The organism is Bradyrhizobium sp. Ec3.3 (genome assembly GCF_000472925.1).
In the GTDB taxonomy this organism is placed as follows: domain Bacteria; phylum Pseudomonadota; class Alphaproteobacteria; order Rhizobiales; family Xanthobacteraceae; genus Bradyrhizobium.
In genome coordinates, this window is sequence record NZ_AXAS01000010.1 from 92,861 (window position 1) to 115,926 (window position 23,066).

Genomic DNA, 23,066 nt, shown 5'->3' on the forward strand with positions numbered 1-23,066 from the left:
CACGCGTGCGGGCTGGCCTTCTTGCGTTTTTCAATGGAGATGACGGGATGTCGAGCCGAGCGCTCAGCCTCGCGACGGTGTTGCTTCTGATCGGCCTTGGCGCTCCGGAGGCTGCGTTTGCGCAGGCGACGAACCTCGAGGCCGGCAAGAGTCCGTCCCAGATCTTCGCCCAGACCTGCAATGCCTGCCACAAGTCGCCGCGGGGGCTGCTCAAGTCGGTGCCGCCGGGCTCGCTGCCTAGCTTCCTGCGCCAGCACTACACCACGAGCTCGGACATGGCGGGCGTGCTCTCCTCCTACCTCGTCTCCAATGGTGCGACCGACACGCGCTACCAGGCCAAGGACGGCAAGGACAAGAAGGACGGCGCCAAGGAGAAGGAAAAAGAAGCCAATTCCAGCGCCACGCAACAGCCCGAGCCTTCCAGCCGGCGCCAGCGCCAGGACGCGGCGAAGCCGGAAGGTGAGGGCGCTCCGGCATCCGAGACCGGCCGGGCCGGTTCGAGGCGGATGGCGCGGCCGAGCGAAGAGGGTGCAAAGGAAGGCGCCAAGCCCGAGGGGCAAGCGACCAATGAGCGCGGTCCCGAGGGCCGCAAGTCCAAGCAGCGCCTGAGCAAGCGCGGCAAGCCCGAGCCCGAGGAAGCTCCGAAGGCTGACACCCCCAAGGGCGAAACGCCCAAAGACATGCCCGCCGCAGCCGAGCCGCCGGTCGAGAAGAGCGAACCCAAAAACGATACGAAGAACGACAGCGCCAAGGTCGATACCGAGGCCAAGCCCGACAGCGCGAAGGACAAGCCGGCGGAGAAGCCGGCCGACAAGCCCGAGAGCGCCAAGGTCGAGCCTTCGACCAGCCAGACCCCAGCGCTGCGGCCCGATCCGGTGCCGGACGTGACGCCGGCCCCGTCGGCTGCTGCCAAGCCGGCAGATGCGCCCGTGCAGAAGCCAGCAGACACCGCGGGCAAGCCCGCCGATGCCTCTTCAAACGGCAGCGGCGCCTCTGCGCCGGCGGCGGCCAAGCCGCAGGACGCGGCGCCGCCTGCGGCCGCGGCCGCCCCGCCGGCTCCGGCCGAGCCGTCCGGCTCGCCGGCCCCGCCGATCTCCCGCTAACGAGACTTCCATCTCGTCATTGCACCGGAGGCCGCTCATCGCGGCCTCCGCGTCGTCTTGACAGCAGCTAGAGTACTGCTCTAGAGTATTACTCTAGGAGGTGCCGATGTCGGCTGGCGTGCGTGACGATCTGTTAGCCGCGGGGCTGGCGATCTTCGATCGTGCGGGCTTCGAGGGCGCGACGGTGGCCGCGATCCGCGCGCGGGCGCGTGCCTCCAATGGCAGCTTCTTTCATTTTTTCGCCTCGAAGAAGGAGCTCGCCGGCGCGCTGTTTCTGGAAATTCTCGCCCGGTATCACGCAGCAGTGCTGAATTCGGTCGATGAGTCCTGCGGCGCGCGGGAAGGTGTGGCGCGATTGATACGCGCTCATCTGGACTGGGTGGTGAACTCCAGGCGAGAAGCGCGTTACCTGTTCGAGATCTCCCGCAGCGAATGGACCGAAGATGTCCGCGACGCGCAGCGTGCGCAGAATTCGCGTCTTGCGGAAGCCGTCGAACGCTGGCGCGCGCCGCTGGTCGCGCGCGGCGAGTTGCTGCCGATGACGGCCGCGCTGTTCTTCAGCCAGATCATCGGACCGGCGCAGATTTTCTGTCGCGCCTGGCTGTCGGGCCGCGATCGTTCCGATCCGAGAGACCAGACCGACATGCTGATCGCATGCGCCATCCGCGCAGTGGTCACGCCGAACGTCTCTAGCGCGGGAACAGATGGGCCATGATCATCGACGCATGGGGGCAGCACCCGACGCTGCGTCACAGTCAGGACGACATCTTCGCGTCGCTGCGACGCTGGACCAAACGCGATAGTCCAACTCACGAGCTTCCTGTCGCGGCCACGGTCCGCGCGATGGAGGAGCGCGGAATCGACAAGATGCTGATTTCGGCGTGGGTTGCCCCGCGAAATGTCATGATCTCGAACGACGAGGTGGCTGGATTCGTGGCGCAAGCGCCCGACCGCCTGGTCGGCGTCGGGTCGGTCGATATATCGAGGCCGATGGATGCCGTCAGGGAAATCCGCCGCTGTGTCAGCGAACTCGGTTTCAAGGCAATTCGCGTCCTTCCCTGGCTCTGGGATTTGCCGCCGACCGATCGTCGTTTCTATCCGGTCTATACGGCGTGCTGCGAATTGAACGTGCCGTTCTGCACGCAGATCGGACATACCGGCCCCCTGATGTCATCGGAAGTAGGGCGCCCGATCTATCTCGATCGTGTTGCGCTGGATTTCCCCGAGCTCAGCATCGTCGCCGGCCACATCGGTTATCCCTGGACCGAGGAGGCAATCGCGGTCACCACCAAACACGAAAACGTCTTCATCGATACGTCGGCCTATACGGTCAAGCGCTATCCGTCCGTGTTGATCGACTACATCCGCGCGCATGGCCGTACCAAGGTGATGTTCGGCACCAACTATCCCATGATAACGCCGGCGAAGGCTCTTGAAGGCTTCGACCAGCTTGATCTCGACGACAGTGTCGCGAATTTGTTCCTCGGCGAAAACGCGAAGCGGGTATTCAAGCTCGGCGGCGGCGAAGACGACGGCCATAAGCAAAGAAGCCCGGCCTGAGGGCCGGGCTTCCGTTCGTCGAACAGGTTAGCGAGCGCGCGTTACTCTTCGGTCGCGGCAGGCGCCGGCTGCACGTCGTCGTGCTGGGCTTCCGGATCGAAGAACTCGCCGGCGGCGGCGATCGCCTCGGCGGCCGCGTCGCGGTCCTCGTTGCGGGTCGAGATGTCCTCGCCGCGGTTGATGCGTTCGGCTTCTTCCTGGCTGCGCGCAACCGTCACGGTGACTTCGATCTCGACCTCCGGGTGGACGGCGATCGTGATGGTGTGCTTGCCGATGGTCTTGATCGGCGCGTCGAGCTGCACCTGCGGGCGGGCGAGCGAGATGCCGTCGGCCTCGAAGGCGACGACGATGTCGCGCACCGTGACCGAGCCGAACAGCTGGCCGGCTTCGGAGGCCTGACGGATCACGGTGATGTTCTTGCCCTCGATCTTCTCGGCGACCTTGGACGCCTCGCCCTTGGCCTTGAGGTTGCGCGCCTCGAGCTCGGCCTTCATGCCGTCATACTTGGCGCGGTTGTCGTTGGTGGCGCGCAGCGCCTTGCCGCGCTTGAGCAGGAAATTGCGGGCATAGCCGTCGCGAACCTTCACGACTTCGCCCATCTGGCCGAGCTTGGCGACGCGTTCCAGCAAAATGACTTCCATAATCGTTCTCCTTTTGAAGTGCTGTGAGTTGGGTTTTGGGTTGGACTTAAGGGGTTGGCAGTGGCGGCGGCCGGTTGCGCAGGAAGCGCTCGCGGAAACCGAAGACGGCATCGGCAAGCCCGAGCGCGATCATCGCGATCACGGGCCATCCGAGCACGACGACGACGGCGTAGGTCGAGCCGAGCCAGAACGCACGGCTCTTCAGTGCAAGCGTGAGCGTATGCAGTACGGCGAAGCCGGTCAGCGCATAGGCTATCATCAGCGCCGCCGTGATGATCTGCGCGGCGATCGCGAGCAGCCCGCCGGCGAAGCAGAAGGCGATGGCGATGCACAGCACGGCGAGCGTCATCGACGGCAGCTCGGCGGTCATCAGCGCGGGCCAGGGACGGCGTAGCCGTCCCGACGTCGCCGCCACCTTGGCCGAGAGCCAGAGGTTGAGGGTGAGCGTCATCATCGAGACGATGGTGGCAACGGCCGGTGCGACGGTCGCCAGCGCATCGATGAACTGGTCGGTATCGCCGGAGACTTGCGGATCGGCTGCGCGGAGGATGCGCATCAAGCCGCGGCGCAGCGAGGTCGTGATGCCCTCGGCATCGCTGCCGAGCGTGAGCAGCGCCGCGATCGTGATCAGCGCGGCAAAGCCCGCGATCCAGAGCAGGATTCGCCCGACCGGATACCATTCGATCTCAGGTTCGGCCGGCGGCTCTCCGCCCGCGGCGATCACGGCAGGGGTGGTATGGCGGCCGAGCAGCACGAGATGGCCAAGCCACCAGGCCGGCAGCGCGACCGTGACGGCAAAGGCGAGGCAGTAGGGCAGGCCGAAAATGGCGCCGAGGCCGATCGCGGCGGCGATGCCGCCAAAGCTCGCATACAGCGGTCCCCAGCCGATCGCGGCGACCATCAGCGGCAGGGGCGAGAGGTAGAACAGGACGAGCGAGATCAGCGCGCCCGAGATGATCGAGGCGAACATCAGGGCCGACGCAGCGCCGGCGATCAGGGCAATGAGTACAAGTGCCATCATCAGCTGTCCCGCTCCCTTCGAGCGGTTAGAGGCATTTCGCCCCAACCATCGGCAACCGGACGACCCGGAAGCCTTATGAGTTTGAATGATTCGACCGGCGGTCTCTGGGGCCGCCGGTCGGAACGTCGTTTAGCGGATCACGTAGGGCAAGAGGCCGAGGAACCGCGCGCGCTTGATGGCGCGGGCGAGCTCACGCTGCTTCTTGGCGGACACGGCCGTGATGCGGCTCGGCACGATCTTGCCGCGCTCGGAGACGTAACGCATCAGGAGCTTGGAGTCCTTGTAGTCGATCTTCGGCGCGTTGGCGCCCGTGAACGGGCAGCTCTTGCGGCGACGGAAAAACGGACGGCGTGCACCAGCTTCAGCCATTGTTCTTACTCCCCATCCGTCGTTTCAGCTTCTTCGCGCGGACGGCGCGGGCCGCGGTCACCGCGGAAGCCGCCTTCGCGGTCGCCACGGAAGCCGCCTTCACGCTCGCCGCGGAATCCACCGCCGCGGTCATCGCGCTCGCGATCGCGATCGGCCTTGCGCATCATTGCGGAGGGACCTTCCTCCAGCTCCTCGACGCGGACGCTGAGATAGCGGATCACGTCTTCGCTGATGCGCTCCTGGCGCTCGATCTCGGCGATCGCCGCGGACGGCGCGTCGATGTTGAGCAGCACGAAGTGCGCCTTGCGGTTCTTGTTCATGCGGTAGGTGAGGGAGCGCACGCCCCAGTTCTCGGTCTTGGTGACCTTGCCGCCGAGACCCTCGACGATACCGGTCATCTGGGTCGTCAGCTCTTCAACCTGCTGCGGGCTCGCGTCCTGACGCGCGAGAAAAACATGCTCGTAAAGAGGCATGGAAGTCCTTTCCTCATGTTGGCGCTTCACCCGGCGTCAAGCCCTTCGAGGCCTTCGGAAAGGACTCTGGGGTTAAGCTCAGAAGGCGGAAACACGGGACGACGGGCCGACTGGCCCTGCCACATCAAAATCAACAAGTGAATTTGCTGAGACCGTCCGTTCAGCTCCCGGCCGGGGTCTGCGGATGGCGCGCTTTATACGGATTTTGGCCGGCTTGGCAAGGTTGGCAGAGGGGTTTTGAGGACGTCGCGTCGGCGAACCGGTTGTGGCGGTTCCGGTGCGGGAACACCGCGCTTGTACGGAATCCCCAGAATTTATGAAAAGTTGTAGGCTTCTGACTGCCGGGGCTGAATTTCATCTCGAAACCATTTTTACCGGCAAGGGGCCGCTCTCAGGAGCGGCCCCTTTCGATTCCAGAGCAAGCCAAAGCCGCACGCCCCTTCGTCTTGATTTATTTGTTTGTATATCATACAAATAAATGACGGGAGGAGCTGATGGCCAAATCCGTCAAGGGTCCGGTGGAAGCGCTTCGGGGCGACCCAAAGCATGCTGCCCGGGCGACCCGCTCGGCGGGGCGCAAGATGCGCTCGCTGCTCCTCGATGCGGCTAGCCCCTTGTTCAAGGAGCAGGGGCTGTCCGGGACATCGATTTCCGACATCGCGACCGCCGCGAACGCGTTTCCAAGCCAGATCACCTATTACTTCCGCACCAAGGAGGCGCTGTTCGTCGAATCCGCTTGCCGCGATCTCCTGTATCTGGCGCGCACCACCGAGCAGGCGGCGCTGAAGGCGCACACGCCACAGGCCTACACATATGCGCTCGCGCAGACGGTCACGGCGACCGATTCGGTGGCTTTCTTCGCCGAAGCGCTGACGCTGACGCGGCGGCGGCAGGATCTCGCGCCGCTGGTCGAGCGTACCATCGAGCGCCTGCACGCCGAGGGTGCGCGCGCCTATGCTGCCCAGGTCGAGCGCCACGGCTGGCGGACGTTGCGCGCGCCTGACGAGAGCTCGCGCAGGTTCTGGGCGGTGGCGATCGGCGTCATCGTGGAAGGCTATGCGATGGGCCGCTCGCCGGATGAGCTGTGCGCCGAGATGCTGCGCGTGCTGGGCGAGCAGGCGAAATCGGCAGGCGATGCGGCGCGCCTGCGGCTCGTCGGGGATCGCGACGCATCAACACAATCGGATGAGGAGAGCTAGGTCATGACCGCGCTTCGCATGCGTGCCCGCGATTTCCTGACCGAGGACCAGCTCGTCGACGTGCGCGAGCGCGTCACGTGGAAGGGCATAGCACTGATCGCGCACGCCTGGGCGCTGATCGCGGCTGCGATCGCACTGGTGGCGTGGTGGCCGAATCCGCTGACCTACATTCTCGCGGTCGCGATCATCGGCTCGCGCCAGCTGGGCTTAGCGATCCTCATGCATGACGGCGCGCATGGCTGCCTGTCGCCGGATGAAAAGACCAATCTGGCGCTGAGCCAGTGGTTCTGCGCCTATCCGATCTTCGCGGAGACGCGCAGCTACCGTCGCTATCATCTGCAACATCACGCGCGCACGCAGCAGGAGGACGATCCCGACCTCGTGCTGTCGGCGCCGTTCCCGATCACCAGGCTGAGCTACCGCCGCAAGTTCATCCGCGATCTCACCGGGCAGACTGGCTACCAGCAGCGCAAGGCACAACTGCTCAATGCGCTCGGTCCGAAGGATTGGCCGTCGTCGCAGCGCGTCGCGCATTTCTGGGAGAAGCTCGGGCCGCAATGCGTCACGAACGCGCTGCTGTTTGCGGTGCTCGCGGCCGCCGGCGTGTGGTGGGCCTATCCGTTGCTATGGCTGGTGCCGCTTCTGACCTGGCAGATGGTCATCACACGTATCCGCAACATCGCCGAGCATGCGGTCGTTCCCGACAGTCACGATCCCTTGCGCAACACCCGCACCACGCATGCCAATTTTATCGAGCGGCTGTTCATCGCGCCGTATTACGTGAACTACCACCTCGAACATCATCTGCTGTTCTACGTGCCCTGCTACAATTTGCCGAAGGTGCATCGCCTGCTGAGCGAGAGCCGACATGCCGGCCGCATGGAGGTGCAGCCGAATTATCTCGCCGTGCTGCGGCTCGCGACCGCCAAGCCAAACCGCGATGATCGTCCCGGGCAATTGGTCAGCAGCGTTCGCCGCGCACACGCGGGTGCCGAAGTCGGCGCAGATCAGAAGGCCGGCGGGTTCTAGTCGGCCAGCGCCGGAGCTTTCACCGTGGGGACGAGCGGCACCACCTCGGTGACCTCTTCGACGCCGCGGGTGTGGATCACAAAGCTGCCCTTGCCGCGGCGCTTGGCCTCGTACATCGCGCGATCGGCGGCGCTCAGCAGCTCGTCGGCGGTCATGCCGTCCTGGGGCGCTGTTGCAAGGCCGATGCTTGCGCCGACGCGCGCCGCCGGCGCAAATTCAAACGGTTCAGCAACCCGCGCGGTGATCCGCCGGGCAATGTCGGCGGCCTCGGTGTCCGTGATGTCGGGCAGCAGGATCACGAATTCGTCGCCGCCAACGCGGCACACGACATCGGCCTCGCGCACGCTGGCGCGCAGGCGGTCCGCGACGGCGACCAGGACCGCGTCGCCGGCCGCATGTCCGAGCCGGTCATTGACGCCCTTGAAGTTGTCGAGATCGACGCAAAACACGGTGAGCTTCGCGGCTGATGGTGATGCAGCTTCCGGCCATGGACCGTCGAGCAGCTCCGAAAACAGCTTCCGGTTCAGGGCGCGATTGGGAAGACCGGTGAGCAGGTCGTGGTGCGCCATCTGGCGATTGTTGCGCTCGGTTTGATGCAGGTTGAGGAGGATCTTGTGATTTTCAAGCAGCAGGAAAATCATCCCCGCGGTGTAGACCGGGGTTTGCAGGCCGACGATGAACAGGAAGGGGATCGGCGACAGCATCGTGGCCACCGCAAAAGGCAGCGTCAGGATGCAGATCATGAGAATTCCATAGCGCGGCGTTCCGGCGTTGCGCGAGGCAATTCCACCGATCAGGTTGGCGAGCCCGACGCCTGCGGAAAGGACCAGCGGCAGCTGTCCCGATGCGACGCATTGGTAGCAGCCCGCAGAAATCAGGATCACGGATAGCAGGCCGACCCAGACTGGCGTGCCGCTCGCTGCACTCGGCCCGTCGGCCTTTGCCCGCGCGGAGGCTTTCATCATCAGGTAGATTCGGGTGCTGCCCAGGACCAGTTCTGCCAGCACCCAGGCATAGGCCCATGTGGCGCCGGTCAGAGCAGCGGCGAGTGATGCGATCAGCAGGGATGCGAGCACCGCCACCGCGAGCGTCTTCGTCTTGTTCGTCCTTTGCTGAAGAAACTCGTTATGAATGTCGTCGGGCTGCGAGGTCGGGCTGGCAAGCAACCAGTTGACGCAGCCGTGCCACCACAGCCGCGGTTGCGCGGCAGCGGTGGAAGCTGTCGAAGTGGGGGTAACTAGGGATGCCATGGCCGCAATTTCGAGAGCCGGTATTTAAGGCGCCTTAAAGCGAACCGGCGAGTTCCAGACAGCGTAAACGTTTGACTGCCTGCTGACTGCACCGTCAGCCCACGACCGCGCGGCGGGCCGGGAGGCTCTCTTGAGGCGGGCTGTATCGGGGGCCCATCGGTGGGGCATAATCCGTCGGCGATCCCCCGTCCCGAACGTGGTCGCGGCTTGACATTCCGGCCCCGGTCAGTGTCTACGGCCCCCTTTGGAGCATGATGGGGAACAACGGCCCGCGCCCCGGCGTAGAATGGCCGCCCGATCCTAGCAAGCCAGGGAGCGCCGATGACGGCAGCATTCACATTTCCGGGGCAGGGGTCCCAGGCGGTCGGCATGGGCAAGGCTCTGGCCGAAGCCTTTCCTGCGGCCCGCGCCGTGTTCGACGAAGTCGATGCCGCGCTTGGGGAAAAGCTCACGGCGACCATCTGGGATGGCCCGGCGGAGACCCTCCAGCTCACCGAAAACGCCCAGCCGGCGCTGATGGCGGTCTCGCTCGCCACCCTGCGCGTGCTGGAGGCCGAGGCCGGTTTTTCCGTGGGGCGGGATGCCGCCTTCGTCGCCGGGCACTCGCTCGGCGAATATTCGGCGCTGGCCGCGGCCGGGAGCCTGACGATTTCCGATACCGCGCGGTTGCTGCGCACCCGTGGTCTCGCAATGCAAAAGGCCGTGCCGGTCGGTGCCGGCGCGATGGCCGCCCTGCTCGGCCTCGACTACGAGGCGGCCATGGAGGTCGCCCGTGAGGCGGCGCAGGGGCAGGTCTGCCAGGCCGCCAACGACAATGGCGGCGGTCAGGTGGTGGTCTCCGGCGACAAGGCGGCGGTCGATCGCGCGGTCGAGATCGCCAAGGGCAAGGGCGCCAAGCGCGCGATGCTGCTGCCGGTATCCGCGCCGTTCCATTGCAAGCTGATGCAACCCGCCGCCGACGCCATGGCCGAGGCGCTGTCCAAGGTCACGATCAAGGCGCCCGCGGCGCCCCTGGTCTCCAACGTGCTGGCGAGCGCCATCACCGACCCCGACGAGATCCGCCGCCGCCTGGTCGAGCAGGTCACCGGCACGGTGCGCTGGCGCGAGTCGGTCTCCTATATGGCTGGTCAGGGCGTGACGCGTTTCTTCGAGATCGGCGCGGGCAAGGTGCTGACGGGTCTCGTCAAGCGCATTGCGGACGGCGCGGTGGGCGTGGCCGTCGGCGGGCCGAACGATATTGCCGCGGCCAAGGACGCCTTGGCTGCCGCGAAGCAGGGTTGAGGAGCTATCGATGTTCGATCTGACTGGCAGGAAGGCGCTCGTTACCGGCGCGACCGGCGGTATCGGCGGCGCGATCGCGCTGGCGCTGCATGCGCAGGGCGCCACGGTTGCGATTTCGGGGACGCGGAAAGAGGTGCTGGACGAGCTTGCCGGCAAGCTCGGCGAGCGCGTGCACGTGCTGCCGTGCAATCTCTCCAAGGCCGACGAGGTCGAGGCGCTGGTGCCCGCAGCGGAAGCCGCGATGGGACAGGTCGACATCCTCGTCGCCAACGCCGGCATCACGCGCGACAATCTCTTCGTGCAACTCCGCGACGAGGACTGGGAAGAGGTCATCAACGTCAACCTGACCGCGACCTTCCGCCTCGCGCGCGCCGCGACCAAGCTGATGATGCGCAAGCGCTTCGGCCGCATCATCGCGATCACTTCGGTGGTCGGCGTCACCGGCAATCCGGGGCAGGGCAACTACACCGCGTCGAAGGCGGGCCTGATCGGCATGATCAAGACGCTTGGCGCCGAATACGCCAAGCGCGGCGTGACCGCGAACTGCATCGCGCCCGGCTTCATCAAGACGCCGATGACGGATGCGCTCAACGACAAGCAGCGCGAGACGATCCTGACCAAGGTTCCGGCCGCCCGGCTGGGCACGCCGGAGGATATTGCTGCAGCTGCGGTCTATCTCAGCTCCAACGAAGCAGGCTACGTCACCGGCCAGACCATCCACGTCAACGGCGGCATGGCCATGATCTGAACGTAATCCGTCCGGCCGAGGGCCGGGCGGACCGGATGCGGCAAACGGCCGTTTCCAAAGCGAATTGAGGCTTGTAGTCAAGGCAGTTGAAGTATGATAACCGGACCTTCAACGGATGGGCAAAGAACGCCATTGCAGGTTTTTGAAACCCTGTATATTGGCGATGCGGAGCCTTGGCCGTCGTTCGCCGGGCCCTGCATCGGCTAGGATGGGGCCAAATCAAGTTCGTACGCAAAGGCAGTAAAACGACCACGACGGCTCGTATCGTCCCGGGGGGTCGGGTCTACAGGGAACAACACGAGGTTAAGCAATGAGTGACATTGGCGAACGGGTTAAGAAGATCGTGGTCGAACACCTTGGTGTTGAGCCCGAGAAGGTTATCGACAGCGCGAGCTTCATTGACGACCTCGGCGCCGACAGTCTGGACACCGTCGAGCTGGTGATGGCGTTCGAAGAAGAGTTCGGTTGCGAGATTCCGGACGACGCCGCGGAAACGATTCTCACCGTCGGCGACGCGACCAAGTTTCTCGAGAAGAACGCGAAGAGCTAAGGCTCCAAAATCCGCGGTCGAACGACGAAACCGGACGGATCGTGCCAGCGGTCCACCGGTTTCTTATTATCGGCCGCGATTCCTTGAGAACCGGAGTTTTGGGATATGAGACGAGTTGTCGTCACGGGCCTCGGCATGGTGTCGCCACTCGGCTGCGGTGTCGAGCCGACCTGGCAGCGTATCCTGAACGGCGAGAGCGGGGCGCGCAAGATCGAGACGTTCGATGTGTCCGATCTGCAGACCAAGATCGCCTGCGTCGTGCCGCGCGGCGACGGCTCGAACGGCACTTTCAATCCCGACCAGTGGATGGAGCCGAAGGACCAGCGCAAGGTCGACGACTTCATCATCTTCGCCATGGCTGCGGCGACGCAGGCGCTCAACGATGCCAACTGGCATCCCGAGAGCGAAGAGGACAAGTGTGCGACCGGCACCCTGATCGGCTCCGGCATCGGCGGCCTCAACGGCATTGCGGAGACTGCAATCCTGCTAAAGGAGCGCGGGCCGCGCCGGGTCTCGCCCTTCTTCATTCCGGGGCGATTGATCAATCTCACCTCCGGCTACGTCTCGATCGAGCATGGGCTGAAGGGGCCGAACCATTCCGTGGTCACAGCCTGTTCGACAGGCGCGCACGCGATCGGTGATGCCGCCCGTCTGATTGCGCTGGGCGATGCGGACGTGATGGTCGCCGGCGGCGCGGAATCGCCGATCAGCCGCATCGGCATCGCCGGCTTCAACGCGGCGCGCGCGTTGTCGACCGGTTTCAACGAGACGCCCGAGAAGGCCTCGCGTCCCTATGACAAGGATCGCGACGGCTTCGTGATGGGCGAGGGCGCTGGCGTCGTGATCCTCGAAGAGCTCGAGCACGCGAGGCGCCGCGGCGCGAGGATCTATGCCGAGGTGATCGGCTACGGCCTGTCAGGCGATGCCTATCACATCACCTCACCATCTCCGGATGGAGATGGCGGCTTCCGCAGCATGTCGGCCGCGTTGAAGCGCGCCGGGCTGACGCCGGCCGATCTCGACTATATCAACGCGCATGGCACCTCGACGCCACTCGGCGACGAGATCGAGCTTGGCGCGGTGGAGCGGTTGCTCGGCAACGCGGCGTCCAAGGTCGCGATGTCCTCGACCAAATCCTCGACCGGGCATCTCCTCGGCGCAGCGGGCGCGATCGAGGCGATTTTCGCCATGCTCGCGATTCGCGATAACATCGCGCCGCCGACCATCAACCTCGAGCACCCGTCGGTCGAAACCGCGATCGATCTCGTGCCGCAGGCGGCGAAGAAGCGCGAGATCAACGTAGCGTTGTCGAATTCTTTCGGTTTTGGCGGTACCAACGCATCGGTGATCGTCAGGCGTCTGGCCGATTAGCTTGCGTTTGAGACGAATTCACCGTTTTGCCTAAGTCATAGTTGCGGGCGTGTGCTATTAGCCGGGCAGACGATTGTCAGGCTGCGATTGAACCGGCAGGATTCAGGTTTTCGATGAGTGAAAGGCCGCCCATTTCGCCCCGAAGTCCGCGTGCTGCGCTGGAGCCTGAACAGGTGCCGCCGCCGCCGAAGCGGTCGGACCGCGCGCGCAATCCCTTCGTGGTAATCGGCAACGCCATTATCACCATCCTCCTGATCGCAATGCTCGGGGCCGGTGCGGTCTATTATTACGGCCGGCAGGTGCTCGAGGCGCCGGGGCCTCTCCAGGAAGACAAGATCGTCAACATCCCCTCGCGTGCGGGTAAGCGCGACATCGCCGATACCCTGAACAGGGAAGGCGTCACCGACGTCAATCCCTGGATCTTCATCGCCAGCGTGGCTGCGCTGAAAGCGAGCTCGGACCTGAAGCCCGGCGAATATTCGTTCCAGAAGAACGCTTCGTTGCGCGACGTCATCGCCACCATCGTCGAAGGCAAGGTGGTGCAGCATGCGGTGACGATCCCCGAAGGCCTGACCTCCGAGCAGATCGTGGCGCGGCTGTCGGACAACGATATCTTCACCGGCAGCGTGCGCGAAGTGCCACGTGAGGGCACGCTGCTGCCGGAGACCTACAAGTTCCCGCGTGGCACCACGCGCGAGCAGGTGGTCCAGCGCATGCAGCAGGCACACAAGCGCGTGCTCGCTGAAATCTGGGAACGCCGCAGCCAGGACATTCCGATCAAGACGCCTGAGCAACTGGTTACGCTCGCCTCGATCGTGGAGAAGGAGACCGGCAAGCCCGACGAGCGCAGCCGTGTCGCTGCCGTGTTCGTCAATCGCTTGAAGCAAAAGATCAAGCTGCAGTCCGATCCGACCATCATCTACGGTCTTGTCGGCGGCAAGGGCACACTGGGCCGCCCGATCAAGCGCAGCGAGATCACCCAGCCCTCGCCCTACAACACCTATGTCATCGACGGCCTGCCGCCGGGGCCGATCTCCAATCCCGGCCGCGCCTCGCTGGAGGCTGCCGCCAATCCGGCCCGCACCCGCGACCTCTATTTCGTCGCCGACGGTACCGGCGGCCACGCCTTCACCGAAACCTACGACGCGCACCAGAAGAACGTCGCAAAGCTGCGCGCGATGGAGAAGCAGATCCAGAACGACACGGTGGAGCCGGCCGATGACGCCCAGGCGCCGGCCGCCGCCGCGCCCGCCGACCCCGCTCCGACCGCAACCACCAAGCCGCCGGCCCAGCAGAAGAAGCCGCCTGCGACGCGCCCGGCCAATCCTGCCCCGGCCCGCCAGGGGGCCGTGCAACCCTCGCCGCAGGTTATCCAGCGCTAGAGCAGATCTGTGCGCTAAAGCCGCAAGGCTCACCTGCGGTGGTTACGGATTCCACTTTGCGGCAAAATAGTCTTAAGATTCGCGTGCCTTGATGGCTTTTGCGAATCTCATCTGTCTGGAGAAGTTCACCCGATGGCGCTGTCGTCCATGACCGGCTTTGCCCGAAGCCACGGCGCTAGCGGGCCGTATACGTTCGAATGGGAATTGAAGTCGGTCAACGCCAAGGGCTTTGACCTGCGCGTGCGGCTGCCGCAGGGCTTTGACGAGCTCGAGGCCCACGCCAAGAAACGCGCCGGCGAGGTTTTGTCGCGCGGTACGGTCTATGCCAATCTCAACGTCAAGCGCACCAACGCGGCGGCCACCGTGCGGATCAACGAGGACGTGCTCTCAGCCGTGCTGAAGGCTGCCTCGCAGATCGCCGGCAAGGTCGATGCGGTGGCGCCGAGCATCGACGGCCTTTTGGCCATCAAGGGCGTGATCGAGGTCGCCGAGCCCGAAGGCAACGAGGAAGAGGACAAGGCGGCGCGCACCGCCGCGGCCGAAGCCTTTAACAGGGCGCTCGCCGAGCTCGTCGACATGCGCAAGCGCGAGGGCACCTCGCTTGGCCAGATCCTGACCCAGCGCGTGGACGAGATCGAGGCGCTGGCGAAGAAGGCGGAAGCCGCGCCCGGGCGCAAGCCCGAGGCGATCAAGGCAAAACTCGCCGAACAGATCGCGACGCTGCTCGACACCTCCGATCGCTTCGATTCCGATCGCCTGATGCAGGAAGCGATCCTGATCGCGACCAGGGCCGACATCCGCGAGGAGCTCGACCGCATCGCCTCCCATGTCGCGCAGGCGCGCGAGTTGATCGGCAAGGGCGGCTCGATCGGGCGCAAGCTCGATTTCCTGGCGCAGGAGTTTCACCGCGAGGTCAATACCTGCTGCTCGAAGTCCAACGACATCGAGCTGACCAATACGGGGCTCGCCATGAAGAACGTGGTCGAGCAATTCCGCGAGCAGGTCCAGAATCTGGAGTGATCGATGACGACGGGCGGGCACGGAACTGATGGTGTCGAGCGGCGCGGACTGATGTTCGTGCTGTCCTCACCCTCCGGTGCGGGCAAGACGACGCTGTCGCGCCTGTTGATCGAGCGGATGCCCGGGCTGAAGATGTCGGTCTCCGCGACCACGCGCGCGAAGCGGCCCGGCGAGGTCGACGGCCGCGACTATCTGTTCGTCGACAAGCCGCGCTTCGAGGCGATGGTGAAGGGTAACGAACTGCTGGAATGGGCGACCGTGTTCGACAACCGCTACGGCACGCCGCGCGCTCCGGTCGAGGCCGCGCTGTCGGCAGGGCAGGACGTGCTCTTCGACATCGACTGGCAAGGCACGCAGCAATTGCGGGAAAAGGCGCGCGCCGACGTCGTCAGCGTTTTCATCCTGCCGCCCTCGGCGGCCGATCTCGAGAAGCGGCTGCGCTCGCGCGCGCAGGATTCAGACGAGGTGATCCGCAAGCGGATGAGCCGCGCCAGCCACGAGATGAGCCACTGGGCCGAGTACGACTACATCGTCATCAACCACGACGTCGATGAGGCCTTTGCCGAGGTGCAGTCGATCCTGAAGGCCGAGCGCCTCAAGCGCGAGCGGCGGATTGGCGTCGTTGGCTTTGTACGAGGTCTGCAAGGTCAGCTTCAGGGCTAGACGGCGCCAGCCGCGGACCTTCCTTCGCCAGCCGTTCCAGGATCGCGGTGATCGCATCGATATCGATCGCGTCGGCATCGCGGTCGTCGCCGTCATCCGCCGCTGCATCGACAGCCGCGACATGCGGTTCGGCGGTTTCCGCGGCCGAGGCGATGTGCAGGTCGTTGCGGTCCAGATCCTCAGGGACCGGCTCTTCGAACTCGCTCGTTGCATCCTCGAGACGCTGATCAACGTGCGGCGTGGAGGTGCCATTGGTCTTGCCATTGGCGGTCTTGCCGTTGGCGTTGGCCGCCGTGGCCAGCGCAGCACCGAAATCGACCGGGCGCGGCCGCTGCGCGCGCGGGGCGGCAGTTGCGGCCGCATCGATCCACGGCGCGTGGCTCTTGTCGTCCTGCGCGTGCTCCCAGTTGATGCGGCGGCGTCCGCCTTCAACCTGGACGCGCCTGCGCGAGCCGGCGAAGCGATAGATGACGCTGCCGGTGATGCCGGCGAGCGCCAGCGCACCGCCGATGACAAGCAGCAGAGTCTGGAGCGAGCCGGTCGGCTTTTCGGCCGGGGCATCGGCCGCGGCGAGCGTCATCGTGCCGGCGGACGCTGAAGCCTGAGGTTTCGGTGCGGGCCGCGCATCGGCGAGTTTTGGCGCAGGCGCGGCTTGCGGGGCGGGCGAGGGCGAGACGTTCGGGTCGGGCCAGCGCGCATCGACGGTCGGCTGACCTGCGCCGGCATCGGCCACCGCGACCGGACGCTGAAGCGTCGCGGGCGGGGTGCCAGGTGCGCTCGGCGCTGGGATCGATGCGGTCGTGTCGGGCGCGGGGCTCTGTGCCGTGAGTTCGGCGTGCGCGTTCTGCACCGAGAGCGGCGCAGGTTTGTCGACCTTCTGCGCGGGCGAGGTCGCCCGCGCGCTCGGGGTCGCCGGCGCGCCCTGGGTCGCCGGCGCGCCTTGCGTCGCCGGCGCGCTTTGCGTCGCCTGCGCGCTCTGGGCCGTTTTTGCGCCTTCTTCGCGCAGATACCAGCACTGCCGCTTGGTGCCGCGTTCGACACGGTAATACCAATGCTGCCCCTCGGGCGTTGTGCCCTTCGGAGCGCTAAGACAATCATCAGTAGCGTTCGGCGAATCTTGCGACGCATTCTGCGCGTCTGCTGCGGCCGGGACGTTCGCCGCGTTTTGCGATTCCGCACTCAAGGGTATGCCGGCGAGTACGCTTGCAAACAGGGCGGATATGAATTTCGCGGTTCGGTTGCCCATCCTGGTCTCCCGGCTACGCCTTACGCAACACGTCACTGTCGCCTTTCTCGTCAAAGAGTTGGGTGGCAATGAGCCGCAAATCCGGAGAGGATGAGGCTTAAATCGGGCCCGCGCAGCGTTCGTTCCGCCGCGAAAATGAACGATTTTCGGCTGCGACTGCCGCAAGCCCGAAATCCGCTAATATCCGTCGGAGCGGTGGAAGGTTCCCGAGCCGCTGCGGCACGGGTTGTTGGGGTCGGCGCTGGGGATAATGAGGTTCAGCCGCGCCCAACATCACGATTCCGGCAGTCTGCTGGCGCGGGCACAGAACGCCGATGCGGACGGCGCACATGCGCGGTAAACTTGTCCTGTCGATGTCGTTTGAGGGAGCATGCCCATGGCCCTTCAGGATCATTCCGACAAGAGCACGCCCGCCAAGAACACTCCCGCCGACCTGTCCACCTGGGCCGCCGCGGGCGACGAGTTCGTTCTGCTCGACACCGTCCAGCCGCCGGCCCGCATCGCGATGGCAAGGGAGCGCATGCTGCTCAGCCGGCTCTATCTCGGCCTGATCCGCAGCCTCAACGACGATTACGGCGCAGACTTCGTCAGGCAGAATGACAGCGCCACGTTCCGCACCATCGGCATCTACCTGTTCCTGCGAACCGCGATGTGTTCGCCGGTGCGAGCGAGCACGGTTGCGGCCGCGCTGAAGCTACCGCGCGCAACCGTGTTGCGCAGGCTCGAGGAGATGATCAAGCAGGGGTACGCGGAGCGGATCGGTAATGCCTACCGTGTCACCGACAAGGTCAACATCCCCGATTTGCAGCAGCGCTTGCAGCAGCGGATCGACATGATCCTGGAGACGGCGCGCGAGTTGGCGAGGCTGACGGGCAGGGATGGACACGCGCATTGAGGCTAAACGGCCGCAATCTCAATTTTGTAGGATTTGGATAGTATGCCGCGGTTTTGCCGAAGCCGGAAAGACGTTGTGTGTCGTCCTGGGACGATAGCAGCGAGGGGGCCGGCTCAGCCAAAGAGGATGCGACCCGAACCTACAAAAACAATGTCGAGGCGGTCATGGCACAGGCGTCAAAATCAGCGCTCGCATCCGAGGTGTTGCTGTTTCCGGAGCAGCCCGCCCTGAAAGCGATCTACGACACCGCGCCGATTGGACTTGCCTGTCTCTCTCCGGATTGCCGCTATCTGCAAATCAACCAGCGCCTCACCGAGATCTGCGGTATCCCTGTCGAGAACCATCTCGGCCGCTTCGTGCGGGATTGCGTTCCGGCCCTGGCGGATTCCGTCGCACAGATCGTCCGCTCGATCATGGAAACCGGAGAACCGGTTGTCGGCATAGAGGTTGCCGGCCAGCGCGCCGATCAGGCCGAGGAGCGCTACTGGGTGACCTATTGGCATCCGTTGCGCGCGCCCGGCGGCAAGATCGTTGCGGTCAACGTGGCTGCCGAGGAGATCACCGAACGCAAGCGCGCTGAACTGGAGCTGCGAGAGGCGAGAGACGCTGCCGAAACCGCGCTGCGTCGCTTGCGGGAAACCCAGGAGTCGCTGGTGGAAGCTGAAAAGCTCGCGGCACTCGGCCGGATGGTTGCCGGCGTTGCACACGAGGTCAACGGTCCCGTGGGCAACAGCCTGACGATCGCCTCGACGCTCCAGCGCAAGTCGGAGGCCTTCGCCTCGGAAGTTTCAGGCGGCAAGGTTCGACGCTCGAGCCTCAACGAGTTCGTCAGCCTCGCCGGCGATGTGTCCGCTCAACTCATCGCCAACCTGTCGCGCGCGGCGGAGCGGATCCAATCCTTCAAGCAGGGCGCGCTCGATCCGGGCCAGTCCACGCTGCGTCGCTTCAACGCTGCCGAGCTATCGGAACAATTGCTGTCGCATCTTGATCGCGAATGCCGTCGTCGCGGTATCGCGCTCGATCTGCGGCTCGCGCCAGCGCTCGAAATGGACAGCTATCCCGGTCCCTTCGGGCAGGTTCTGACCCATCTGGTCATGAATGCCATGACCCATGCATGGCCGGATGGCGCGGGAGGTCGGATCCGTGTCGATCTGAGATCTGCGGGTGATGATCAGGTCGAACTCGTCGTGTCCGACGACGGCTGTGGAATGCCACCGGACGTCAAGCTCTCCGCTTTCGATCCGTTTTTCACTACGCGGCGTCATCATGGGGCGACGGGTCTTGGACTGCACGTCGTCCATGCCGTCGTCACCGAACGCCTTGGCGGCCGGATCAGGCTGGACAGCGAGCCGGGGGCAGGGACGTACGTGCGGCTGATCTTTCCAAGAAGCGCACCACGGTCCGACGACTGATCCGTTCCGGGCCCGCTCAGCCCTCGGAGGGATCGCGGATCTCGCCGATCTTGTGAACCGCGACCTTGATCGACATGCCCTTGTAGTCCCCTGCATCCCCGAACCATGATCCCTCCAGTGGAATGGCCTGGCCGGGATGCCGGGCGACCGCGACCGGAATGAGATCGAACCCTGCATTGATCTGGTTGGTCGGATCGTAATCCAGCCATCCGGCGCCGGGGAGAAACACCTGGAGCCAGGCGTGCGTGGCGCCGGAGCCGGTCATGCCCACGGCGCCGCCATCCAGCGCCTGGTCATAGAGGTAGCCGCTGACGAAGCGCGAGGCGAGGCCGAGACGGCGCAGCGCCTCGATCATCAGCCAGGCATAGTCGCGGCAGGTCCCGGACCTGGTACGCAAGGTTTCGCTCGGCGTCTGGGTACCCTCGGACTCCCGGGATCGGTAGCTGAAGCCTTCACGGAACGTGCGCAGGATCCGGCGCAGCACGTCGATCGTCTGGTCCTGGTCGCCGGCGACGAAGTTTTTCGTCCATGCTGCGAGGGTGCCGTCGGGGTCCTCGGCATGCGGGCGCAGATAGCCGGCGAGGTCGGTCCATTCGTCCGGCGAATACTGCACGGGAATCTCGTCCGCCCGCGACGCCAGGGGAAAGGACTCGATGCCCTTGATGCCGAAGAACACGCCGCGGACCTGGAAGGTGAAGGTCAACTCGCTGCTCGGCTCCGCGAACTCCATCACCGTAACGGTGTTGGAGCGGGAATCAGTAATCCAGTGGATCTTCGAAGATGGGTCGGTTTTCGCCGACCAACCGAGCAGTCGCGCGGACGCACCGCGCCTCGGCAGGAACATCGCCCGATGCGTCCCGAACGAAACAGGCTTTGCATATTTGTAGGTGGTGGTGTGCGTGATCTCGCCCAGCATGGCCATGCCGACCTCCCTCGCGCGACCTGATGACGGTCCTGCGCAGTCAGGGCCGCCCCGAGAACGCCGGCCTACGTTGATCTATGTCAAAGGCGCTGCCGTGCGATCTCTCTCAGGATGCCGATTGCCGCAGGTGCCGGCTCATGACAGGAGCAGCGAGATGGGGATCCTCTGGACTATCATCATCGGCTTTATCGTCGGCCTGATCGCAAAATTCATCATGCCGGGGAGCAATGAGCCGAAGGGCTTCATCCTGACCACGATCCTGGGAGTCGTCGGCGCGTTCGTCGCGACGTTCCTGGGCCAGTCGGTGGGCTGGTACCGGGCGGGCGAATCCGCGGGCTTCATCGGCGCAATCGTCGGCGCAGTGATCCTGCTCGTCCTCTATGGCCTCCTCATGGGTCGCCAGGGGCGAACGAGCTGAACCCAGCCGCGGCGTTCGACAGGGGCCGAAGATCGGCGTTCACGCGGGTTGATCTGCGTCAACTGCCGGCCGGCTTATCGTGCGAGGATAAGGGGAGAAAACTCAGCGGAGGTCGGACGTGGACCGGGCAATGGAGCTGGCGCACCTTGCTGACGCGGAGGAGCGGATCGCCTTGGGCGAGCATCACATCGCAAAGCAGGAGCGGATTGTCGCCGAACTGGACCGCGATGGCCACGATGTCAGGAACGCGCTCGCACTGCTCGACACGTTTCGGCAGTCTCAGGTTCAGCACGTCGCGCACCGCGACTTCATCCTCACGCGGCTGGCGCAGGAGCCACGAGCCCCGAGCGGAGCGATCTACCAGCCGGGGCACTACGAAGGATCGGAAGGATAAACGAAAGCGCGGCGGGCGTGATCCGGTTCATGTCCATCGCTATCTGAGTTCGTTTTCGGTCTTGGCGCCTGATGGCCGGCCTCGCGGGGCGCGTTTTCCCGAATACTGAACCGACAGGTCGTTTCTGCCGACCAAATCCGCATGCGGTGGCTACTTACGATCTTGCAACTCCTCGTCGCTCTGGCGAGTGTCTTCAACATAATCCGTTTCCGGCTCGACAACCTGCTGCTGGAGCGGGCGGCTGAGGTCGACCGTCTGACCCTCGCGGGGCTGGCCGTGGCTGCCGTGTCGACAGCCGCCGTGCTCGTTCTCTGCTGGCGCGTGACGGCACTGACTCCGCCGCGTGCGGGACTTGCGCTTGTGCTGATCGGATTGACTGCTCTCTGCGGTATCGTGCCCGGGATGATCGAATCCCGCGTCAGGGCCGTGGAGCAGGCCACGCGCAAAGCCGAACAACAGCAACGGGATGATGCGTTCGCGCGCGAGCTCATTCAGTGGACCGCTGATGTCGATAGACGCGCTGCTGCGGCCCAGCCGCTCGAACCCGCGCAAGCCTGGGCGTTTCTCGATTGCATCGCCACTGCAGGCTATCGGGACGAGGGAGCCAATCCCCCGAGCTCCCAGGCGCTCGAGCTCCTGCGCAGGGCGCTTGCCGCAGGCCTGATCGACGTCAATGCAGTGGTGCCGGGTCACCACCTCAACGAGCCGGTGGCGCGGCCGCTGTTCTTGCAGTTTTACGCGGAGCGCATCGCGCCGCTGCGGTACGCGCTGGCGCGACAGGACTGGGAGATCATGCGCCTGCTCGCCGCTGGTGGCGCCGATCTCGCGTTACCCGACGCGGCGCCGCTCGTCGCGGACCTTGCAAAGACTGTGGTGCCTGGACCGTCGCGGTTCGTCAGCTTGAAATAGCTTCGGACGCGCGCGGCCTCGACGCCGGCGGATCAGTTCTTCAGCACGATCCGGCCGACGACCTTTCCGGCGCGCAGAGAGTCGATCCACTTCTGGACATCGCCCATCGGCTCTTCCTGCATCGGCGTCGGCTTGATCTTGCCGGCGCTGGCGAGCGCCATCAACTCGTGGGCCTCGGCAAGCGTGCCGACCATGAATCCCTCGATGGTCATGCGCTTGTACACCCATTGCACCATGGGCAGGGTGAACTGGCCGCCCATCAGGCCGGAGACCACGACCTTGCCGCCGCGCGCGAGCACGGAAACGGCGAACGCCATCGACTTCTCGTTGCCGGCGAAATCGACGACCTCGTCGAAACCGCCGTCAGTCTCTTTCAGGATGCGCCTGACGACCTCCGGCTCGGCCGGATCGTAGGCGGTCGCCGCGCCATTCTTCAGCGCGGTCTCGCGCGCCGCCGGGCTGAGATCGGCGACTGCAATCGGCTGCCTGAACATGGCCTGCGCGAACGACAGGCCCATCATGCCGACACCGCCGAGACCAATCAGCAGCAGGTTGCGCTGGCGCGGACGGTCGACGAGGCGCTTGAGCGCGCCGTAGGCGGTGACGCCCGAGCACATCAATGTCGCGGCCTGATTGACCGGCAGGGGATCGTAGTCGAGCAGGTATTTTGCATCCGGCACCAGCACATGGCTGGCAAAGCCGCCGTCGATGGAGACGCCGAGGAAGCGCTGCTTGGCGCAGAGATTCTCATCGCCATTGGCGCAGTCGCGGCACTGGCCGCAGCCGATCCAGGGGAAGACCGCCTTCTTCGCGCCGATGAGGCCAGCCGGCACATCGCCGCCGACTTCCTCCACGACACCCGCGATCTCGTGGCCGAGCGTGAAGGGAAGCGTCATACCGCGCGTGGTGTCGAGCTTCTTGCCGCCGCCGAGATCGGCGTAGCCGTCCTGGATGTGCAGGTCGGAATGGCACAGGCCGCAGCATTCGATGCGCACCAGCACCTCGCGTCCTTGTGGCTTGGGCGTGTCGATGATGGTCTCGCATAGCGGCGCATCGAACTTGACCAGGGACTGCCGACGCATCAACGCCATTTTCCTTCCTCCGAAATTTTCGCTTAAGCGCGATCATCGCGCTTAAGCTTATTGTTCGAGCATGACCTCTTCGGAAAGCCGCTGCGCACTTTGCGCCGGCGCGGCCCTCCGAGTCCGGA

Annotated in this window: 25 protein-coding genes; 17 read left to right on the forward strand and 8 right to left on the reverse strand. The window is 64.9% G+C overall.

Going from position 1 to position 23,066, the window contains the following annotated elements:
- Nucleotides 1-47 precede the first annotated feature (47 nt).
- The 3 genes from YUU_RS0111890 (at nucleotide 48) to YUU_RS50700 (ending at nucleotide 2,663) form a co-directional block, all read left to right on the forward strand.
- Nucleotides 48-1,103 (forward strand): hypothetical protein, encoded by a 1,056-nt coding sequence (locus YUU_RS0111890; RefSeq protein WP_027522567.1) that lies wholly within the window; start codon nucleotides 48-50, stop codon nucleotides 1,101-1,103.
- Between the two features lie 106 nt (nucleotides 1,104-1,209).
- A complete protein-coding gene (locus YUU_RS0111895; RefSeq protein ID WP_027522568.1) occupies nucleotides 1,210-1,818 on the forward strand; it encodes a TetR/AcrR family transcriptional regulator in 609 nt (202 codons plus the stop codon).
- Nucleotides 1,815-2,663: an amidohydrolase family protein gene (locus YUU_RS50700; protein WP_051389699.1), complete on the forward strand. Its 849-nt coding sequence runs from the start codon at nucleotides 1,815-1,817 to the stop codon at nucleotides 2,661-2,663. Before YUU_RS0111895 ends, YUU_RS50700 begins: the two co-directional genes overlap by 4 nt.
- A gap of 41 nt (nucleotides 2,664-2,704) precedes the next feature.
- Here YUU_RS50700 and rplI read toward each other — a convergent pair whose 3' ends face one another.
- The 4 genes from rplI to rpsF all read right to left on the reverse strand — a co-directional run bounded on the left by rplI (nucleotide 2,705) and on the right by rpsF (nucleotide 5,167).
- Nucleotides 2,705-3,304, reverse strand: a complete 600-nt coding sequence (rplI, locus tag YUU_RS0111905; RefSeq protein ID WP_027522569.1) for a 50S ribosomal protein L9 — start codon at nucleotides 3,302-3,304, stop codon at nucleotides 2,705-2,707.
- Between the two features lie 46 nt (nucleotides 3,305-3,350).
- Nucleotides 3,351-4,325: a DUF2232 domain-containing protein gene (locus YUU_RS0111910; RefSeq protein WP_027522570.1), complete on the reverse strand. Its 975-nt coding sequence runs from the start codon at nucleotides 4,323-4,325 to the stop codon at nucleotides 3,351-3,353.
- A 129-nt stretch (nucleotides 4,326-4,454) separates the two neighbouring features.
- The gene (rpsR, locus tag YUU_RS0111915; protein ID WP_007592020.1) at nucleotides 4,455-4,694 is read right to left on the reverse strand and encodes a 30S ribosomal protein S18; all 240 of its coding nucleotides are present in this window, start codon (nucleotides 4,692-4,694) and stop codon (nucleotides 4,455-4,457) included.
- 5 nt (nucleotides 4,695-4,699) lie between these two features.
- Nucleotides 4,700-5,167, reverse strand: a complete 468-nt coding sequence (gene rpsF / locus YUU_RS0111920) for a 30S ribosomal protein S6 (protein ID WP_027522571.1) — start codon at nucleotides 5,165-5,167, stop codon at nucleotides 4,700-4,702.
- 494 nt (nucleotides 5,168-5,661) lie between these two features.
- Between rpsF and YUU_RS0111925 the strand changes: the two genes are divergently transcribed.
- Together YUU_RS0111925 and YUU_RS0111930 are read left to right on the forward strand one after the other, a co-directional pair.
- Nucleotides 5,662-6,366: a TetR/AcrR family transcriptional regulator C-terminal domain-containing protein gene (locus tag YUU_RS0111925; protein WP_027522572.1), complete on the forward strand. Its 705-nt coding sequence runs from the start codon at nucleotides 5,662-5,664 to the stop codon at nucleotides 6,364-6,366.
- Nucleotides 6,367-6,369: 3 nt separating this feature from the next.
- Entirely contained in the window at nucleotides 6,370-7,395 is a 1,026-nt protein-coding gene (locus YUU_RS0111930) for a fatty acid desaturase family protein (RefSeq protein WP_027522573.1), read from the forward strand.
- Here YUU_RS0111930 and YUU_RS50705 read toward each other — a convergent pair.
- Nucleotides 7,392-8,645 (reverse strand): GGDEF domain-containing protein, encoded by a 1,254-nt coding sequence (locus tag YUU_RS50705; protein ID WP_084801410.1) that lies wholly within the window; start codon nucleotides 8,643-8,645, stop codon nucleotides 7,392-7,394. The two genes, YUU_RS0111930 and YUU_RS50705, sit on opposite strands and share 4 nt — an antisense overlap.
- A 321-nt stretch (nucleotides 8,646-8,966) precedes the next feature.
- Between YUU_RS50705 and fabD the strand changes: the two genes are divergently transcribed.
- The 7 genes from fabD (at nucleotide 8,967) to gmk (ending at nucleotide 15,660) form a co-directional block, all read left to right on the forward strand.
- Entirely contained in the window at nucleotides 8,967-9,926 is a 960-nt protein-coding gene (gene fabD, locus YUU_RS0111940) for an ACP S-malonyltransferase (RefSeq protein ID WP_027522574.1), read from the forward strand.
- A gap of 10 nt (nucleotides 9,927-9,936) precedes the next feature.
- Entirely contained in the window at nucleotides 9,937-10,674 is a 738-nt protein-coding gene (gene fabG, locus YUU_RS0111945) for a 3-oxoacyl-[acyl-carrier-protein] reductase (RefSeq protein WP_027522575.1), read from the forward strand.
- A 310-nt stretch (nucleotides 10,675-10,984) separates the two neighbouring features.
- Complete coding sequence (locus YUU_RS0111950; RefSeq protein ID WP_027522576.1) at nucleotides 10,985-11,224, forward strand: acyl carrier protein; 240 nt, start codon at nucleotides 10,985-10,987, stop codon at nucleotides 11,222-11,224.
- A gap of 105 nt (nucleotides 11,225-11,329) precedes the next feature.
- A complete protein-coding gene (gene fabF / locus YUU_RS0111955) occupies nucleotides 11,330-12,595 on the forward strand; it encodes a beta-ketoacyl-ACP synthase II (protein WP_027522577.1) in 1,266 nt (421 codons plus the stop codon).
- Nucleotides 12,596-12,708: 113 nt separating this feature from the next.
- The gene (mltG, locus tag YUU_RS0111960; RefSeq protein WP_027522578.1) at nucleotides 12,709-13,977 is read left to right on the forward strand and encodes an endolytic transglycosylase MltG; all 1,269 of its coding nucleotides are present in this window, start codon (nucleotides 12,709-12,711) and stop codon (nucleotides 13,975-13,977) included.
- A 132-nt stretch (nucleotides 13,978-14,109) separates the two neighbouring features.
- Nucleotides 14,110-14,997 (forward strand): YicC/YloC family endoribonuclease, encoded by an 888-nt coding sequence (locus YUU_RS0111965; RefSeq protein ID WP_027522579.1) that lies wholly within the window; start codon nucleotides 14,110-14,112, stop codon nucleotides 14,995-14,997.
- 3 nt (nucleotides 14,998-15,000) lie between these two features.
- Nucleotides 15,001-15,660 carry a guanylate kinase gene (gene gmk / locus YUU_RS0111970; protein ID WP_027522580.1) on the forward strand — a complete coding sequence of 220 codons (660 nt, stop codon included), beginning with the start codon at nucleotides 15,001-15,003 and terminating at the stop codon, nucleotides 15,658-15,660.
- Here gmk and YUU_RS0111975 read toward each other — a convergent pair.
- Entirely contained in the window at nucleotides 15,593-16,906 is a 1,314-nt protein-coding gene (locus tag YUU_RS0111975) for a hypothetical protein (RefSeq protein ID WP_027522581.1), read from the reverse strand. The genes gmk and YUU_RS0111975 overlap by 68 nt on opposite strands.
- Nucleotides 16,907-17,282: 376 nt before the next feature.
- On the opposite strand from YUU_RS0111975, the gene YUU_RS0111980 reads away from it, so the two are divergent.
- A complete protein-coding gene (locus YUU_RS0111980) occupies nucleotides 17,283-17,801 on the forward strand; it encodes a hypothetical protein (protein ID WP_027522582.1) in 519 nt (172 codons plus the stop codon).
- A gap of 164 nt (nucleotides 17,802-17,965) precedes the next feature.
- Nucleotides 17,966-19,213 (forward strand): sensor histidine kinase, encoded by a 1,248-nt coding sequence (locus tag YUU_RS0111985; protein ID WP_035662141.1) that lies wholly within the window; start codon nucleotides 17,966-17,968, stop codon nucleotides 19,211-19,213.
- Between the two features lie 16 nt (nucleotides 19,214-19,229).
- Here YUU_RS0111985 and YUU_RS0111990 read toward each other — a convergent pair whose 3' ends face one another.
- A complete protein-coding gene (locus tag YUU_RS0111990) occupies nucleotides 19,230-20,135 on the reverse strand; it encodes a transglutaminase family protein (RefSeq protein WP_027522584.1) in 906 nt (301 codons plus the stop codon).
- Between the two features lie 154 nt (nucleotides 20,136-20,289).
- Here YUU_RS0111990 and YUU_RS0111995 point away from each other — a divergent pair, with 154 nt between their 5' ends.
- From YUU_RS0111995 to YUU_RS0112005, 3 genes are all read left to right on the forward strand, one after another.
- Nucleotides 20,290-20,553, forward strand: a complete 264-nt coding sequence (locus YUU_RS0111995; RefSeq protein ID WP_027522585.1) for a GlsB/YeaQ/YmgE family stress response membrane protein — start codon at nucleotides 20,290-20,292, stop codon at nucleotides 20,551-20,553.
- A 130-nt stretch (nucleotides 20,554-20,683) separates the two neighbouring features.
- On the forward strand, nucleotides 20,684-20,947 hold the full coding sequence (locus YUU_RS50710; RefSeq protein ID WP_063621696.1) for a hypothetical protein: 264 nt from the start codon (nucleotides 20,684-20,686) through the stop codon (nucleotides 20,945-20,947).
- Between the two features lie 162 nt (nucleotides 20,948-21,109).
- Complete coding sequence (locus YUU_RS0112005; protein ID WP_156944240.1) at nucleotides 21,110-21,856, forward strand: hypothetical protein; 747 nt, start codon at nucleotides 21,110-21,112, stop codon at nucleotides 21,854-21,856.
- Nucleotides 21,857-21,888: 32 nt separating this feature from the next.
- On the opposite strand, the gene YUU_RS0112010 is transcribed toward YUU_RS0112005, so the two are convergent.
- Nucleotides 21,889-22,947: an alcohol dehydrogenase gene (locus YUU_RS0112010; protein WP_027522587.1), complete on the reverse strand. Its 1,059-nt coding sequence runs from the start codon at nucleotides 22,945-22,947 to the stop codon at nucleotides 21,889-21,891.
- Nucleotides 22,948-23,066: the final 119 nt, after the last annotated feature.

What these genes read in the sequence shown, in the direction of transcription:
- YUU_RS0111930 (WP_027522573.1), top strand. Translation starts at nt 6,370, where the DNA reads ATGACCGCGCTTCGCATGCGTGCCCGCGATTTCCTGACCGAGGACCAG.
- YUU_RS0111980 (WP_027522582.1), top strand. Translation starts at nt 17,283, where the DNA reads ATGGCCCTTCAGGATCATTCCGACAAGAGCACGCCCGCCAAGAACACT.
- fabD (WP_027522574.1), top strand. Translation starts at nt 8,967, where the DNA reads ATGACGGCAGCATTCACATTTCCGGGGCAGGGGTCCCAGGCGGTCGGC.
- YUU_RS0111895 (WP_027522568.1), top strand. Translation starts at nt 1,210, where the DNA reads ATGTCGGCTGGCGTGCGTGACGATCTGTTAGCCGCGGGGCTGGCGATC.
- YUU_RS50710 (WP_063621696.1), top strand. Translation starts at nt 20,684, where the DNA reads ATGGAGCTGGCGCACCTTGCTGACGCGGAGGAGCGGATCGCCTTGGGC.
- YUU_RS0111910 (WP_027522570.1), bottom strand. Translation starts at nt 4,325, where the DNA reads ATGATGGCACTTGTACTCATTGCCCTGATCGCCGGCGCTGCGTCGGCC.
- YUU_RS50705 (WP_084801410.1), bottom strand. Translation starts at nt 8,645, where the DNA reads ATGGCATCCCTAGTTACCCCCACTTCGACAGCTTCCACCGCTGCCGCG.
- rplI (WP_027522569.1), bottom strand. Translation starts at nt 3,304, where the DNA reads ATGGAAGTCATTTTGCTGGAACGCGTCGCCAAGCTCGGCCAGATGGGC.
- YUU_RS0111990 (WP_027522584.1), bottom strand. Translation starts at nt 20,135, where the DNA reads ATGGCCATGCTGGGCGAGATCACGCACACCACCACCTACAAATATGCA.
- YUU_RS0111995 (WP_027522585.1), top strand. Translation starts at nt 20,290, where the DNA reads ATGGGGATCCTCTGGACTATCATCATCGGCTTTATCGTCGGCCTGATC.
- rpsR (WP_007592020.1), bottom strand. Translation starts at nt 4,694, where the DNA reads ATGGCTGAAGCTGGTGCACGCCGTCCGTTTTTCCGTCGCCGCAAGAGC.
- fabF (WP_027522577.1), top strand. Translation starts at nt 11,330, where the DNA reads ATGAGACGAGTTGTCGTCACGGGCCTCGGCATGGTGTCGCCACTCGGC.
- mltG (WP_027522578.1), top strand. Translation starts at nt 12,709, where the DNA reads ATGAGTGAAAGGCCGCCCATTTCGCCCCGAAGTCCGCGTGCTGCGCTG.
- fabG (WP_027522575.1), top strand. Translation starts at nt 9,937, where the DNA reads ATGTTCGATCTGACTGGCAGGAAGGCGCTCGTTACCGGCGCGACCGGC.
- gmk (WP_027522580.1), top strand. Translation starts at nt 15,001, where the DNA reads ATGACGACGGGCGGGCACGGAACTGATGGTGTCGAGCGGCGCGGACTG.
- YUU_RS0111950 (WP_027522576.1), top strand. Translation starts at nt 10,985, where the DNA reads ATGAGTGACATTGGCGAACGGGTTAAGAAGATCGTGGTCGAACACCTT.
- YUU_RS0112010 (WP_027522587.1), bottom strand. Translation starts at nt 22,947, where the DNA reads ATGGCGTTGATGCGTCGGCAGTCCCTGGTCAAGTTCGATGCGCCGCTA.
- YUU_RS50700 (WP_051389699.1), top strand. Translation starts at nt 1,815, where the DNA reads ATGATCATCGACGCATGGGGGCAGCACCCGACGCTGCGTCACAGTCAG.
- YUU_RS0111985 (WP_035662141.1), top strand. Translation starts at nt 17,966, where the DNA reads ATGGCACAGGCGTCAAAATCAGCGCTCGCATCCGAGGTGTTGCTGTTT.
- rpsF (WP_027522571.1), bottom strand. Translation starts at nt 5,167, where the DNA reads ATGCCTCTTTACGAGCATGTTTTTCTCGCGCGTCAGGACGCGAGCCCG.
- YUU_RS0111925 (WP_027522572.1), top strand. Translation starts at nt 5,662, where the DNA reads ATGGCCAAATCCGTCAAGGGTCCGGTGGAAGCGCTTCGGGGCGACCCA.
- YUU_RS0111965 (WP_027522579.1), top strand. Translation starts at nt 14,110, where the DNA reads ATGGCGCTGTCGTCCATGACCGGCTTTGCCCGAAGCCACGGCGCTAGC.
- YUU_RS0111975 (WP_027522581.1), bottom strand. Translation starts at nt 16,906, where the DNA reads ATGGGCAACCGAACCGCGAAATTCATATCCGCCCTGTTTGCAAGCGTA.
- YUU_RS0111890 (WP_027522567.1), top strand. Translation starts at nt 48, where the DNA reads ATGTCGAGCCGAGCGCTCAGCCTCGCGACGGTGTTGCTTCTGATCGGC.